Raw genomic sequence first — 13,224 nt, 5'->3', positions numbered from 1 at the left:
GGCCAGCTCAGCCGATCACGGACCGTGCGAAGGCGACCGTGCCGGCGAAGGCGCCCCCGGCAGCCAGTACGGCGACAGCCCATGCGTTCCCAGCCAGCACGGTCAGTACGCCAGCAGCCACGGCGATCTGCGTGCCCAGCATCAGGATGACCGCGGCCCGCACCGTCATCAGCGGCTCCTGCGACCGGTCGGACGGCGCACTCACGACAGCTCCTGAAGGTGCTCGCGCCTGCGCCACTCTTTGCCGAGCCGGTGCAGCTTGCGTCGGGCCCGCTCTCCTTGTGCCTCATCCTGCTGCACGAGGTCCGATGCTTTGGGCCACGTCATGCGGTGGTTCTCCGACCAGACACGGACCAGGGCCTGTTCCTGCTCGTTGAGCCGGCCTGCCACGTAGCGCACCGGAGCGGTCTCGAACCGCTGGGCCCAGGGAACGAGGCGAGGAATCACCAGATCCTCCGGCCCGGGCACGGTGTCCGGCTGCTCCCAGCCCTCCGGGATGTAACCGACCGAGGCGCCGCGGATCTGGTGATCGCGTTCAAAGTCGCAGCCCTGGCGGGCATACCGGACCAGGACCCTGCGCACCGACTGGTCGTCGGTGAGGTCGGCTTCCTGCTCCCACGCGCGTTCGAACATCGCCACAGCCAGGGCCTGGCAGTGGTCCTCCAGCACCGGCCACAGACGCAGGCAGCGGTGCAGGAAGTCCTTCATCGGCTCCGTGTCGCCCTTCATGTACGCGTCGAAGGCATAGCGGGCTTCGGCAAGGACCGATGGCCTCAGCCGCTTCGCCCAGTCGGCGACGGACCGGACCCCGGCGAAGAGGTCGGCCATATGGCCACCGATGAGGTCCGCCACTGACGGCAGGGTGCGCAGGGCCTCCTGCATCATCCGCGGTACTTCCACCTGGACGGCGAAGTATGGTGCGAGCGTCTCTGCCATCTTCGCCAGACTGGGCAGCGGGGGAAGCAGAGCGGGGAGACCTTCCAACACCGGGGACAGGTCGAAGTGCGGCTGACGAACGAGTTCACCGAGACCGAACAGCGGCTGGAAGGCGTCAGCCATCGATGACAGAGCGGCTGGTCGCACCACGCCCGCAAGGCTCCTGAGCTGCGGCTCGATTGCAGACAAGGCCGCCTTGGCCGGGCTGAGTCCGTCCAGCAGCCCCAAGGTGTTCGCGACGGAGGGCAGTACGGAGTTCACGGTCTCGGACAGCGAGAGGATCTGGGGCCGCACATCCGCCAGCGCCGACAGGGCGGCATTGTGCGCCCCCAGCCCGTCGAGCAGCGACTGGCCGACCACCTCTCCGATGTTGGGTAGCCGGGGAACGGCCACCTCGATGCCGGCTAGAGCCGGGGCGAGGCCGAAGTTCGCCCGCGCGGTGAACTCGCTGAGCATCGTGCTGAGACCGATCAGCGGTTTGAAGGAGTCGCTGACGCCAGACCAGAAGGCGGCCGTGTCCACGACGTCAGCCAGGCCCCCCGAGTGCAGGACGGCGTCGTCAAGCAGCGAGAAGGCGCCATGATCCAGATCGGACCTGTCCATGGCCAGGCCGGTCCCGTCCACCGGTGCTGCAAGCCCGGCGTCGCTCAGCTCGTCGAGCGCCACGTTCTCGGACAAGCCGCATCCTTCCACCGAGGGAACGAGCAGCGCTCCAGTTACCTCGGACGGTGCTGCAGCAATCCGCTGAGCGGTATCCGCGGGTGCCGGATCCGGCGTTGAAGCCGCAGGCATCTCGGGCCTCCTTTGTTGCTTTGGTAAGTCGGTTCACCTACCTGCGGCGGGAGAGAGCTGATCCGGCACTCATTCTTCCGACACCTGCTGTGATTCACGCCACATGGGCCTGCCTGATGGAGCTCCCCTTTCATCAGCCCACATCCACCGCTCGGTGATCAGCGTCTCCGGCTGGGCAAGGTCAGGGGGCGGGTTCGTACGAGATGGTGGTGGTGCAATCGGTTGCGTAGCGGGTGAGTGCGGCGGTCTCCTCGGTGTCGGCGGCGAGCCCCCAGCGGAGCTTCACCGCGACCCAATCCGCAATGTAGGCGCACTTCGCGGAGGCGGCCGGCGGCATCCACTGGGCCGGGTTCTTGTCGCCCTTGGACCGGTTCGTCTTCGCTGTGACAGCGACCAGCGCCCGGTCGAAGCCGAGGTCGTTGGCGTACCGTTGACGGCGTTCGGCGGTCCAGGCCGCCGCTCCGGAGTCCCAGGCCTCGGCAAGCGGGACCATGTGGTCGATGTCGAGTTTCCCGGCCTCGGTGACCGCGACCTCGTCGTAGAAGGAGATCCAGGAGCCGCCGGTGATCTTGCAGCCCGCGCCCTGCTGAGGGGGCTCGAGGGCCTCGGCGAGGAGGACCTCCTCGCGGGTGTCGCAGCTGTCGTCGTCCTCGTCGATCCAGTGCTTGAAGCTGGTGCGCTTGTAGCCGTCCCGGACCTCGGCGGCGGCGGGGAGCTTTCCGATCGCCTCGGCCAGCGGCATCCCTCCGCCGGCCGCGTTGCCGCCGGGCGCCGCCGGTGGAGGGGTCGCGGACGGCGTAGCCGTCCCCGACGACGCGCCCTCGGACGTGGAGCCGGCCGTCGTACTCGGCTTCGCGTCGGCCGTCTTGTCCTCGGCCGCGCTGCCGCAGGCGGCGAGGGAGGCGGAGAGCAGGACGGCGGTGAGTGCGTGAACAGGCAGACGGAGACGGTGGAGGCGTACGGACACGGCGGGATCCCCCGGCTGGTTGGCTGATGCAGCATCATATTCCCAGCCATAGAAGACCGTCCGGGTCACCTCATGATTCGTCGAGGCCGTATCCCGTACCGCCATGCCATCGGATGACACGGCTCGGCCGGACGAGTGACAGCGGTCGCCGCGGGGCCGCTGCCGGACGGGCCGGTCATTCAAGATCAGTGCCGCCGCCGTCTCCGGCGGCAACTGCCCTCCACCGCGTCTGTGCCGTGCGGTCGGATCGACCACGACTGTTCGAGGAGTCTCACCCCATGCGTTCACGCGTCATCGCCGTCGCGGCCGCCGCGCTCGCGGCCACCGCGGCACTCGCGCAACCCGCCCACGCCGCCCCGCTCCCCGACGGGGTCTACCGGTTCGCGACCCTCACGGACGGCAAATGCCTGGTCTGGCCCAAGACACACTCGAATATGGGCTTGGTGTCGCTGGGCGACTGTACGGAGAACGCGAACACCTCGGCGAACTGGCAGGTGCTGCGCCGCCCCGACGGAATGATGGAGGTCTCTCCGCCGGGCTCGGACCCGCGCACCTGCCTGAAGGTGACGTCGCAGTACAGCGTGTCGGTCGCCAGCTGCGGTGACCGGTACACCGAGTGGACCGTCTCCTACGGCTCCGCCGGGCCCGGCAGCGTGGTATGGGCCGACATCGAGCACACGCCCGGCGACTTCTCCCCCTCGTACGGAAAGATCGTGGACGACCCCGGCGTGACCGGCCGGATCGTGGTCAGGAGGGCCCCCATCGAACCGCACTACTGGGCACTGCAGCCAGCCGGATAGCGCTGCACCCGGTACACCTCTATGCGGTGGAGTTTTGGCGCCGGCGTCCGGGGCTGGCGTCCCACCAGGTGGGCTGGTGGGACGCCGCAGACGGCTTGTTCATCAGCCGATGATGTTCAGGGTGACGCGGTGGTGGAGTTGTGCCGAGGTGATGGTCTAGCACTGTCTCGCCCTGGGAGCTGCGGGTGATGCCGACGATCCGGAAGCCGGGGGATCCGGCCGGGATGCCGAGGGCCGCGCAGACGGTCTCGTCCATCGGCTCGGCAGGCGACGTTGAAGACGGCGTGGACCATGACACCGAGCCTGTGACGGGCTCCGCCACCTGGTCGGCCTGCTCCTCGATGCCGGGCCCTGCCCGGTCCACCAGCCCCATACCGTCCACAACGCCGCGCGGCCACGGGGACACTGCCGTCCGGCATCCCTGTGGAATGTGCTCCGCGATATAGGCGTCCGCGAAATGATCGGAATGTGACTCCAGATCCACGTGACCGTCGGCGCTCGCGGAAGAGCCCGGCCAAGCCGCAGGTGCGAACGCGGCCGTCCAGCGACGACGAACATCAGATCGTCTACTTCAAGCGCCACCCCGACGACGACCCCCTCCAGACAGCTCCAGGGCGGGTGTTCCTGAACGACGTGTGCCCGGCGAGCGTGCGGGCGAAAATGAGAGCCGTGCTTGCCGCGGTTGCCGCCGCCCCGCCAAAACGCTTCGCAGGCGGCGGGTACTGGGAAGCGATGAAGGAGGATATGGCGGGCTGGTTCGAGGTTCGCGTAGACGGCCCCAGCCGCCACCACTATCGCCTCTTCTGCCTGCTGGACTACGAAGCGGAAGGACGCGAGAAGCCACTGCTGGTCGTCGTTGCCGGCCTGGACAAGCCGTTTCGTACCGTCCTCTCAGACGGCGACTACGAGTCCGTACGCCAGCTGGGCGCCGAGTACCGCAGCCGTAACCCCCGCTCGACGCAGTAACCCGACCTCTGGTCAGGCGGCTGTACGCGAGCGGGACCGGGACTTCGACTTTGGGCTTCGCAGGTTGCTGAGGCTCTTTGCCAGCTCGCGGGGATTCTCCGCCTGGCCTGCCAGGAGGGGGTCCGTGACCGACTTCCGTTCAGCCGCTGGCAGCGGCTCAAGGGTGATCCGCATCCCTAGTGCCGCTGCCACTTCAGCCAAGGTACCGAGCGTCGGATTCACGTGTCCCGCCGAGAACAGTCGCCGCACGGCGGCAGGCTCCAGGTTGATGGCTCGAGCCAGTGCGGCCTTGGACAGGCCAGCCTCGTCGCGCGCCTCATCCAGCGCGTTCACGATGCTGTCGATCGTGGCAATGCGCATCGACTCGACCACGTAGTGGCGGAGAAATTCGGGATCCTGCAGATCCTCGGCAAGGTCGTCCCAGAAGGCGCCATGCTCTGTAGTCATTGCTGCCTCCTGTTTCCTCTGCCAGCGTTGCAAACGTATCACATAAGTTACGCCCCCTCTAGCCGCAAGGCTCCACGGGTTGGCCCAGGGGCTCTGCGGCACGGTTGCTCAGGCTTCCCTCGATGCTTCACCATCTGTAATGGGGCGGATACAGCATCTGGGGGTAGAGATGTCGTCAGGTACAGGCGGGGGCTACTGGGCGGACAAGGCGCTGCCCAGCGTGTTCAAGCACGACCTCCTCAAGCGGTACCTGCCGCAGTTCGGCGGGATGACCGGCACGCAGTCCCACGACAAGCGCGTGGTCTACCTCGACGGGTACGCCGGCGAAGGCAGGTATGAGAACGGAGATCCGGCCTCGGGCGAGATCGCGATGAGGGTCGCCTTGTACCTGCGGGGCAAGCCGGGGCTGACGCTGGAGTGCTTCTTCTCCGAACCCCAGCAGAAGTCATTCGACCGGCTGCACGACGTCGTCCAGCAGTACCGCGCCCACGGTGTGAGAGCGCACGCCCACCACGGTGAGGTCAACGGCGTCCTGGACCAGGTCGTCGAGCGCGCGATTCGGGAGCCGCTGTTCCTCTTCCTGGATCCGTGCGGGCTCGTCTTGCCCCAAGACCGCCTGGTCGACGTCCTCGCCTGCAAGCGCCCGCAGAAGCGGCCGGCGACCGAGCTCCTGATGAACTTCAGCATGATGGCCGTGTGGCGCCTGGGCGGGCACGTCCGCTCCCCGCACGGGAACGAGAAGTCGCTGCAGCGGTTCGACGACGTGTGCGGCGGAACATGGTGGCGGGACTACTTCGCCGACGCGGTGGCCTCGCGCGAGAAGGAAGGCGCGGCCGAGGACGCGATCGAGGCCGTCGCGGAAGAGTACGCCCGCCGGCTCGCGCAACGCACCGGGATGCTGGTGCAGTCGGTGCCGGTCTCGCACTCGCCACGCAAGAGGGCCGTCTACCGGCTGGTGTTCGCCACCCGGAGCCCGTACGGCCTGTGGGTGTTCGGCGACACCGTGGCCCGAGCACGGGCGACCTGGTGGGCGACGCTGGAGGAGCGCGAGGACGACGGTGCCCTGTTCTCCATGGTCTCCATGGCACGTCCGGACCCGAAGGAGGTCGAGCGCCAAGCGGTGCCGGAGATCGCAGAGAACCTGGCGAAGCTGCTGTCCCGAACCCGGCAGAAGGTCAAGCTTGTCGACTACCCGCTGGAAATCTTCGGCTCCTTCTACGGCCAGATCACCGAGCCCGTGGTGCGCCAGGCCGTGCGGCTTCTGCACGAGCAGGGACGGACGCCCAGTGACGGGGTCGGCGTGAAGAAGGTCCGGGACATCATCGTCTACCCCGGAGGTGTGGCGGCCTGACCTCGTGGCCGGGCCTCAGCCGGGCCAGGCCACACCACCTGCTCACGTCAGACCGCGACCGACAGCGGCATCTGATCCCACGTCTGCCCCTCGAGGAGCCGGCCGCCGGCCTTCGGGGTGCGGCCGCCCCATTGCTTGAAGAAGAACGCCACGCCAGCGCCCTGGCAGGTGTCACGGATCTGGGTGACCCAGCTGGGATCGAGTGGCCGATGCCCAGGTCCGGACTCGCCGCCGGCGATGACCCAGTGGATGTCGTCCAGGTTCAGTCCGGGCAGCGGGCCCAGCAGCGGTTCACAGGACAAGAACCGCACGGCGGCGGGGACCTCGCGCAGGTCGTCGACGCGGACGAGTTCCTTCTCCGTCTCCACCGAGACACCCATCCAGAGGTTCTCCGGCCAGTCCAGCTTCGGGGCGACCTGCCGAAGCCGCCGGGCCCGCTTGGTGAGGACCTGGTAGGTGTGCTGCGGAGTGTCGGCCATGACCTGGAAGACCTGGCGGACGAAGTCGAGCGGCACCCGGGCGTGGAACAGGTCAGACATCGAGTTCACGAACACCGTCCGCGGGCTCCTCCACCCGTACGGCACGTCCAGCGCGTCGGGGTGCAGGGTGACATCGAACCCTGGCCCTGACGTACGCGGATCGCCGTCGTTCTGGTACTTCGCCGCCCCCATGGCCTTCAACCGTTTCGCCAGGGTCAGGGCGTAGCAGTTGTCGCACCCCGAGGAGACACGGTCGCAGCCGGTCGTCGGGTTCCAGGTCGCCTCGGTCCACTCGATCGCGCTGCGGTCGCTCACCGGTTTCCTCCCACCCTCACACACCCGGCCGCGCCGCCCAGGGCGACTCCCGTGTGCTGCCTAACGATGCCCTCCGAGACGGGACACCCGGGCATGGACGCCGGTATCCGCACGCGCTCGATCGCTTCTCGTAACTTCACCTGTCGAACCTCCGTTTCGAACCTAGTGCTTGCGATCAGCCCCGGTCGACCCGCCCTCAGACGGCGCCCCTGCCACACGAGGCGGCCTCCCCGGTGAAGGGGCCCTCGGCCTGTGCAGGTGTACGCAGACGCCTTGCTCGTGGCCCGCGCGTGACCTCCGACCGTCCGCAGGTCACGCCGCAGGCTCCTTGTACGAACCGGCACGCTCCTCTGCGTACGAGCCTGTGGTGGTGTGCTGTCGGGCGGCTCGTTCCGCGCGTGCTCGGCGCAGCGCGGCCGCCTGAGCCAGGGCGGCCTGGTGCCGGCGCAGCAGCTCCGTCTCCTCGAGGGAGACAGGCTCGTCTTCGGCCGGCTCGGGGAAGTCGAGGAGGCTGCGCTCGCGCATCGCCTCGATCTGCCGCTCGGCGACCCCTTCGGCGGCCGGGTCGGAGAACGGCTCGGGCGCGGCGGCCCGGTGGGCTTCGAGCGCCCTGCGGTACCCAGCCGACGGCGTCCGCGGCGTCTTCACCTGCCCGGCAGGCATCGTCCGGTCCCCCGAGGAGAGGCTGATGCCAGCGGCTTCGGCCGACGATGTTCTCGGCGGGGCGGCCGCGGGTGGCAGGACATGCAGGAACCGTACGTTCGTGCCAGGCACCTTCTCGTTGGCAGCCGCGACGAGCCGCAGCGCGATCCAGCGCACCTTCGTGCCGTACGCAGGGGCGTCGGGGACGACCTCCAGGCGGCCGGTGTCCGCATCGAACTTCACCGCCTGGACGTGCCCGGTGAGTTCGGGCGCGGCCGCGGCGAGGATGGTCTCCCACTGGGCGAGGACGCTGCCGCCGGCGGCCGGGGCGACCAGGCCGCGCTCGGTCATCATCATCGTGATCGCCGCGCCGAGCCCGAGCGGCTCGCGGCCGTCCCGCCGCAGAGTCGTGCCGGTGCGCCGCTTCGGCTTCTTCGTCTGAGCGCCGTTCTTCCTCGCCGCCTCCCGGGCAGCGAGCAGGGCCTGGCGGGCGAGGTCAACGCCGGACATCTCCGGGACGGCGCTCACGCGATCACCTCCAGGGCCTCGCCGTCCAGCGGGCGGGCGGCGAGGTCGGGCAGGCGCTGGGTCCACGGCGCGGGCCGGACCGGGGTGGGGCGGGCCTGGGTATGCAGCTGCTCCAGCCGCACGGCGAGCAGGTGCTCGGCGGTGCGGGTCTGCGCCTTCGCGGCGGCCTCGGTCGCGGCACGCTGGGCGTCGTCGCTGTCGGGCAGCGCCTGGAACCAGGGCTTGGCGAGCTCGGTGGCGTACGCCTTGCGGGCCTCGGCCTGGGCGTCCTCGCTGCGGCCGAGCATCACCAGGGCCTCGTGCCGGTACTCTGCGGCCGCGCTCTCGGCGGTCATTTCCGTCCCACGCGGGGGTGCTGGGGTGGCGGGGTGCGGCCGCACAGGGAAGAAGGGTGGGATCCGGCCCGACGCACCGGTCACCGCACCCCCGGCCGCCGTACTCCAGACGTGAGTGTGACCCACCGGCGAGCTGCGGGGGAGGGGAGCGACCGGACTTCCCCTTCCCGGCAGTCGTCGCAGGACCGACGGCGGTGAATCCTCGGGCCCGCGCGTGCAGCCCGCGAGCCGTACCGGCCGCCCCCAGCACGTGGGTTCAGCCGGTGCGAGCGGTGGAGAGGGCCGTGGCGGCGAGGACGCTTCCGATGGCCTCGGAACCGTTCGCGTCGGGATGGGGCGGGGTGGCGACGCGGGCGGGGACGAGGCCCTCCCTCGCAGCCTGACCCACCGCGAACGTGCACGGCCACAGCGCATCATCGGTCCGCTCGTGGCCGAGCGCGGACGACCGAAGCGTGGTGGAGACGATCTCGGCCGGGCAGACCCGGAGCCCCGAACGGGGCGGTTCGGGAGAACGACGGCGCCGGAGGGGAATGACTGAGGAGGCTGACGGCTCGATCTCCCCCGCGAAGACGATGACCTGGTCGATGAGGCTCCGCCGCAGATGGACGACGTCCGTTCCCGCCAGGCGGGGCCTCCATCCGGCGTTGTGAGGACCCACTGGTACCGGGTCCACTCGTCCGGCATGTCCACCCCCGAGCAGCGCACCATCGTGCCGGTCCCCGCGGGGTGGCGCCGGATGTCCAGGTCCGGTGGCCGGGCGCTCAGGGTCAGCCGGCCACAGATCGGTCATACGGAGAACGGCCGTCGTGCACAGCAGGCCGTCCGGAGGCCGGCGGGGATCACCGATCGCCTGGCTCGGGTTCTCCCGTCGGCCGGCAACCCATGCTTGCCAGTCCGTCCCGTGCGAGGCCGAACTGCCGTGGGTGGTCGCTGGCTCCGGGCAGGGCGAGGACGGTGCGGAACTCCTCTCGCGCTTCGGCGCGGCGGCCCGCCGCAGCGTAGGTGCTGCCGAGGCGGATGCGGACGTCCATCTCCAGCCCCGTGCTCGAATGCTCGGTGAGCGTGGCCAGGGCCTGGTGGTGGGTGTCGACGGCGGAGTGCACGCTGCCCCGGGCGTGTTCCACGGTCGCGAGCCGTGACAGGCTTGCCGCGTGCAGGGGCAGGTCTCCTGCCTCGCGGGCCAGATCGGCGGCCCGCAGCAGCACGTCCCTGGCCTCCGCGTACTGGCCGATGGCCAGATGCGTGTCGGCCAGGAAGCACAGGGAGTTGCTGAGCACCCTGAGCCGGCCGCTCTTCTCGGCGACGGCGAGAGCGGTCGCGTTCAGTGCGAACGCCTGCTCGTGCCGCCCCTGCTGGGAGCGGATCGCGCCGAGACTGCAGATCGCCATCGTGGTCAGCCAGGCGTCGTCGATCCCGGACACGAGCTCGACCGCCTCGTCCAGGTGGGCCACCGCGGCGTCGACGCGGCCCAGCATCCACTCCGCGATCCCCAGGCCGGCGGCGGAGCGAGCCCTTTCCCGTGGATCGTCCTCGCCGCCACCGCGAAGGAGCGCCTCGGTGAACCACCTGTGTGCCCCCTGCAGCCGCCCCTGGTAGACGTCGATCATTCCCAGGCAGTTGCGCAGCGCGGCGGGCATCCGCCGGTCGGTGGCCCGGTCGGCGCCCGCGAGCGCCAGATCCAGCATGCTGCGGCACTCGTGGTACCGGCCCTGGCACACGAGAGGGTCGACCAGGGCCTCTGCGACCCAGCACGCCTCGTCGAAGCAATCGGCGGCGGTCGCGTAGGCGACCACGTCGACCAGTTCCCCGCCCGCCGCGGTGAGCCACGCCGAGGCTTCCCGCCGGTCCCGGAAGGGGACGTCGGCGAGGACGGGACCGGTGGGGAAGGCCCCGGGGCCCCAGTCGCCGGCCATGCGGCCGGCGACTGTGTAGAGGCCCAGTACGGCGGCACGGTCCGCGGCGGCCTGCTCCGGCGCCTCGGCCGCGAGGTGCCGCGCATGCGCCCGTACGAGGTCGTGCAGCCGGTAACGGCCGGGATGCGGCTGCTGCAACAGGCTCGCGTCGACCAGATCCTCGAGGAGCCCTTCGGCGTGCTCAGGTGTCCCGCCCAGCATCGAGGCGAGGACGAGACCGTCGAAGACGGCTGTCGGAACCAGGCCCAGCGCCCGGAAGGCGCGCCGCAGTTCAGGCGTCAGCTGGTCGTAGGACATCCGGAAGGCGGCCTCCACGCTGCGGTCACCGGCCCGCAGCTCGCCGAGGCTGCGCGTGTCGTCCGACATCCGGTCGGCCAGATGGCTCAGGGTCCAGGACGGGCGGTTCTGGAGTCGGGCGCTCGCGATGCGCAGCGCCAGGGGGAGACCGCCGCACCGCAGGGCGAGTTCGAGAGCCGCCTCGGGCTCGCGGTCCGTGCGGGACGCCCCGAGAAGTTCGCGCAGCAGACCGACCGCGTCACCCGTGTCGAGGGGTTCCACGGTCATCCGCAGATCGGCGTCGAGACCGGCCAGACGCTGCCGGCCGGTGACCAGGACCCGGCTTCCCGGCCCGGCCGGCAGCAGCGGGCGCACCTGCTCCGCACTGCGGGCGTCGTCGACGACGAGCAGCAGCCGCAGTCCGCTCGTTGGCGCGCGCCAGGCCGCGACCAGGTGCACCGGTTCGTCGTCCGCCGCGTCGGGGAGCTCGGCTCCGCCGCGGACCGCACGAAGCAGTCGGCGCAGCGCTCGCCACGGGCTGCCCTTCTCGCGCGTGGCGCCGTGTGCATGGAGGTCCACGAACAGGCAGCCGTCGGGGTAGGCGTCGCTGAGCGCCCAGGCGGCGCGCACCACCAGGGCCGACTTGCCGACCCCCGCCGCCCCGTCGACCGCGACCACGGTCACCGCGCCGGGGGGTACGGGGGCGGTGAGCAGGGCGAGTTCCCTCTCGCGTCCTGTCAGGCAGGCGGCGTCGCCGGGGAGTTCGTTTCGACGGGACGAGGGTCCGCCGGTGCGTGGGGGCCCGGGGGAGGGCCGGTGCCGGGACTCCTCGGCCCGGGTGACCCCGGGGGTGGGGAGAGCGGTCCCCCCGCGCCGCGCCGCCGGGCCGAGCAGCAGGTGGTCGTCCCGGCGCAGGACGGCCTGGTGCACGGCCCGCAGCTCCTCGCCGGGCTCCACACCGAGCTCGTCGAGGAGACGACGGCGTGTCTCCCGGTGGACGGCAAGCGCCTCGGCCTGCCGGCCGTGCCCGTACAGCGCCCGCATCCGCAGCGCGGCGAGCACTTCGTCGTACGGCTGGTCCAGGGCTGGAGCCAGGAGTTCGTCCAGGGCTTCCGCCCAGCGGCCGGCCGACACCAGGCACTCCGCCCGGTCCTGGTGCAGCATGCGCCGCTGCCGGGCGAGGCGCTGCCGCTCGCCGTCGGCGAACGGCCCCGGCAGGCCGGGCAGCGGTTCGCCGCGGAACAGTTCCAGTGCCCGGCTGCCGTGCTCCAGCGCGGCGCCGAGGTCGCCGGAGTCCTTCGCGCGCCGGGCGCGGGAGGCCTCCTCGGCGAGGTTCGCGAGGTCGGTCCGTGCTCTGCCGGGCACGAACCGGTAGCTGCCGCGGTCGCTGCCGATGACCGAGCGGCCGGGACCGGCCGCGGCCACGTCGAGTGCCTTGCGCAGCGAGTAGACGTAGCTCGACAGAACCCGGTGGCCCGTGGCCGGGGGCTCGGATCCCCATACGTCGGCGAGGAGTTGTCCATACGTCACGAACGACGGCGCACGCAGAACGAGGACGGAGAGTACCGCCTGCCGCCGTACCGGGCCGAGGGCGAGCGGGGCGTCACCACGGCGTGCCCGCACCGGGCCGAGAAGATCGATCCGCAGTTCCCCCTGCGCAGCGACCGGATCCCGGCCCCGCTCCTTCGCCTGCCCGCTCATCGCTCAGCCCCCGTGTCCTCCGTGCGCTCCGCGCCTGCGCAGCCGATCACATCCCCGTTTCAGCAGGATTTCATCGGCCTTGCAGCGCCTCACGGCAGAGTCTGCCCGGTTGCCTCGGCCGCCGCCGAACCGGAGGGCAGGTGGTCTGCCCCACCCGCGGGGCGGGACTCCTCCCGCGGGGTTCACGGCTGCCGCAGACGCGTCATCGAGAGAGGTTGCTTCGCCATGTCACACGTCAACCCTGCCTCCGGCGCCGGGCCCACCCGCCGCGGCGGCCGGTGGGAGCGCTACCGGGTCGCCCATCCGTTCTCCGCTCAGGACCAAGCGGCCCTGTGGGGATCGGTGGCCGGCGTCGTCGCACTCGCCGTACTGCTCGGCTGGGCGCTGGACATGAAGGGCGGCGTGATCCTCGTCGCAGCCGCGCCCTTCATCATCTCCTGGTTCGAGAAGCGGCGTACGGCGTTCCAGTTCGACGCGGCCGGCGCCCGCTTCGGCGCGGTGCTGCTGCCGTGGCCCGACGTCACCGAGTTCGTGGTCGCCACACCGCCGGACAGCGACAGCGCGCTGATCGGGGCAAGGCTGCGCCCCGGCGTGTCCCTGCCCGCAGGCGTGCCCGGGCCGACCCGTCACCCAGCCATGCCGGCGCCCATCCATGTCGCCGTTCCGGGCGCGAAGTTCGATCTGGCGAAGATGGTCCGCAAGGCGCGCACGTACGCCCCGTCGCACATCCGGATCGTGATCGCCGAACCGTCCGGTGAACGGGTGGCGACCTGACC

The 13,224-nt window shown here is 70.7% G+C and carries 12 protein-coding genes and 1 pseudogene; 4 read left to right on the top strand and 9 right to left on the bottom strand.

The window, feature by feature from the left end:
- Nucleotides 1–7: 7 nt before the first annotated feature.
- The 3 genes from EAO77_RS32140 to EAO77_RS32130 form a co-directional block, all read right to left on the bottom strand.
- Nucleotides 8–205: a hypothetical protein gene (locus EAO77_RS32140; RefSeq protein WP_010639982.1), complete on the bottom strand. Its 198-nt coding sequence runs from the start codon at nucleotides 203–205 to the stop codon at nucleotides 8–10.
- Nucleotides 202–1,614: a hypothetical protein gene (locus EAO77_RS32135; RefSeq protein ID WP_147991853.1), complete on the bottom strand. Its 1,413-nt coding sequence runs from the start codon at nucleotides 1,612–1,614 to the stop codon at nucleotides 202–204. Before EAO77_RS32135 ends, EAO77_RS32140 begins: the two co-directional genes overlap by 4 nt.
- Nucleotides 1,615–1,909: 295 nt before the next feature.
- The gene (locus EAO77_RS32130; protein ID WP_261994234.1) at nucleotides 1,910–2,695 is read right to left on the bottom strand and encodes an HNH endonuclease family protein; all 786 of its coding nucleotides are present in this window, start codon (nucleotides 2,693–2,695) and stop codon (nucleotides 1,910–1,912) included.
- Between the two features lie 278 nt (nucleotides 2,696–2,973).
- On the opposite strand from EAO77_RS32130, the gene EAO77_RS32125 reads away from it, so the two are divergent.
- Together EAO77_RS32125 and EAO77_RS32120 are read left to right on the top strand one after the other, a co-directional pair.
- Nucleotides 2,974–3,495: a hypothetical protein gene (locus EAO77_RS32125; protein ID WP_147991851.1), complete on the top strand. Its 522-nt coding sequence runs from the start codon at nucleotides 2,974–2,976 to the stop codon at nucleotides 3,493–3,495.
- Between the two features lie 468 nt (nucleotides 3,496–3,963).
- Complete coding sequence (locus EAO77_RS32120) at nucleotides 3,964–4,461, top strand: hypothetical protein (RefSeq protein WP_222723724.1); 498 nt, start codon at nucleotides 3,964–3,966, stop codon at nucleotides 4,459–4,461.
- 12 nt (nucleotides 4,462–4,473) lie between these two features.
- On the opposite strand, the gene EAO77_RS32115 is transcribed toward EAO77_RS32120, so the two are convergent.
- The gene (locus EAO77_RS32115; RefSeq protein WP_147991850.1) at nucleotides 4,474–4,908 is read right to left on the bottom strand and encodes a helix-turn-helix domain-containing protein; all 435 of its coding nucleotides are present in this window, start codon (nucleotides 4,906–4,908) and stop codon (nucleotides 4,474–4,476) included.
- A 169-nt stretch (nucleotides 4,909–5,077) separates the two neighbouring features.
- On the opposite strand from EAO77_RS32115, the gene tcmP reads away from it, so the two are divergent.
- Complete coding sequence (tcmP, locus tag EAO77_RS32110) at nucleotides 5,078–6,259, top strand: three-Cys-motif partner protein TcmP (protein ID WP_187283510.1); 1,182 nt, start codon at nucleotides 5,078–5,080, stop codon at nucleotides 6,257–6,259.
- 47 nt (nucleotides 6,260–6,306) lie between these two features.
- On the opposite strand, the gene EAO77_RS32105 is transcribed toward tcmP, so the two are convergent.
- The 5 genes and pseudogenes from EAO77_RS32105 to EAO77_RS32085 all read right to left on the bottom strand — a co-directional run bounded on the left by EAO77_RS32105 (nucleotide 6,307) and on the right by EAO77_RS32085 (nucleotide 12,448).
- Nucleotides 6,307–7,053 (bottom strand): DUF5131 family protein, encoded by a 747-nt coding sequence (locus EAO77_RS32105; protein WP_147991848.1) that lies wholly within the window; start codon nucleotides 7,051–7,053, stop codon nucleotides 6,307–6,309.
- 312 nt (nucleotides 7,054–7,365) lie between these two features.
- Entirely contained in the window at nucleotides 7,366–8,223 is an 858-nt protein-coding gene (locus tag EAO77_RS32100) for a DciA family protein (RefSeq protein WP_261994233.1), read from the bottom strand.
- Nucleotides 8,220–8,558, bottom strand: a complete 339-nt coding sequence (locus tag EAO77_RS32095; protein ID WP_147991847.1) for a hypothetical protein — start codon at nucleotides 8,556–8,558, stop codon at nucleotides 8,220–8,222. The genes EAO77_RS32100 and EAO77_RS32095 overlap by 4 nt, the downstream gene beginning before the upstream one ends.
- 538 nt (nucleotides 8,559–9,096) lie before the next feature.
- Nucleotides 9,097–9,302 (bottom strand): annotated as a pseudogene (locus EAO77_RS32090) (nuclear transport factor 2 family protein); the annotation flags it as partial.
- 95 nt (nucleotides 9,303–9,397) lie between these two features.
- Nucleotides 9,398–12,448: an AfsR/SARP family transcriptional regulator gene (locus EAO77_RS32085; protein WP_147991846.1), complete on the bottom strand. Its 3,051-nt coding sequence runs from the start codon at nucleotides 12,446–12,448 to the stop codon at nucleotides 9,398–9,400.
- 225 nt (nucleotides 12,449–12,673) lie between these two features.
- Here EAO77_RS32085 and EAO77_RS32080 point away from each other — a divergent pair, with 225 nt between their 5' ends.
- Nucleotides 12,674–13,222, top strand: a complete 549-nt coding sequence (locus EAO77_RS32080; RefSeq protein ID WP_147991845.1) for a hypothetical protein — start codon at nucleotides 12,674–12,676, stop codon at nucleotides 13,220–13,222.
- Nucleotides 13,223–13,224: the final 2 nt, after the last annotated feature.

The sequence above is a fragment of the Streptomyces sp. T39 genome (assembly GCF_008042045.1).
Taxonomy (GTDB): Bacteria; Actinomycetota; Actinomycetes; order Streptomycetales; family Streptomycetaceae; genus Streptomyces.
Note: the sequence above shows the minus strand (reverse complement) of the source record. Positions and strands in the feature narration are given on the sequence as shown.

Coding starts and splice junctions, on each gene's coding strand:
- EAO77_RS32125 (WP_147991851.1), top strand. CDS start 2,974: ATGCGTTCACGCGTCATCGCCGTCGCGGCCGCCGCGCTCGCGGCCACC.
- EAO77_RS32115 (WP_147991850.1), bottom strand. CDS start 4,908: ATGACTACAGAGCATGGCGCCTTCTGGGACGACCTTGCCGAGGATCTG.
- tcmP (WP_187283510.1), top strand. CDS start 5,078: ATGTCGTCAGGTACAGGCGGGGGCTACTGGGCGGACAAGGCGCTGCCC.
- EAO77_RS32095 (WP_147991847.1), bottom strand. CDS start 8,558: ATGACCGCCGAGAGCGCGGCCGCAGAGTACCGGCACGAGGCCCTGGTG.
- EAO77_RS32085 (WP_147991846.1), bottom strand. CDS start 12,448: ATGAGCGGGCAGGCGAAGGAGCGGGGCCGGGATCCGGTCGCTGCGCAG.
- EAO77_RS32080 (WP_147991845.1), top strand. CDS start 12,674: ATGTCACACGTCAACCCTGCCTCCGGCGCCGGGCCCACCCGCCGCGGC.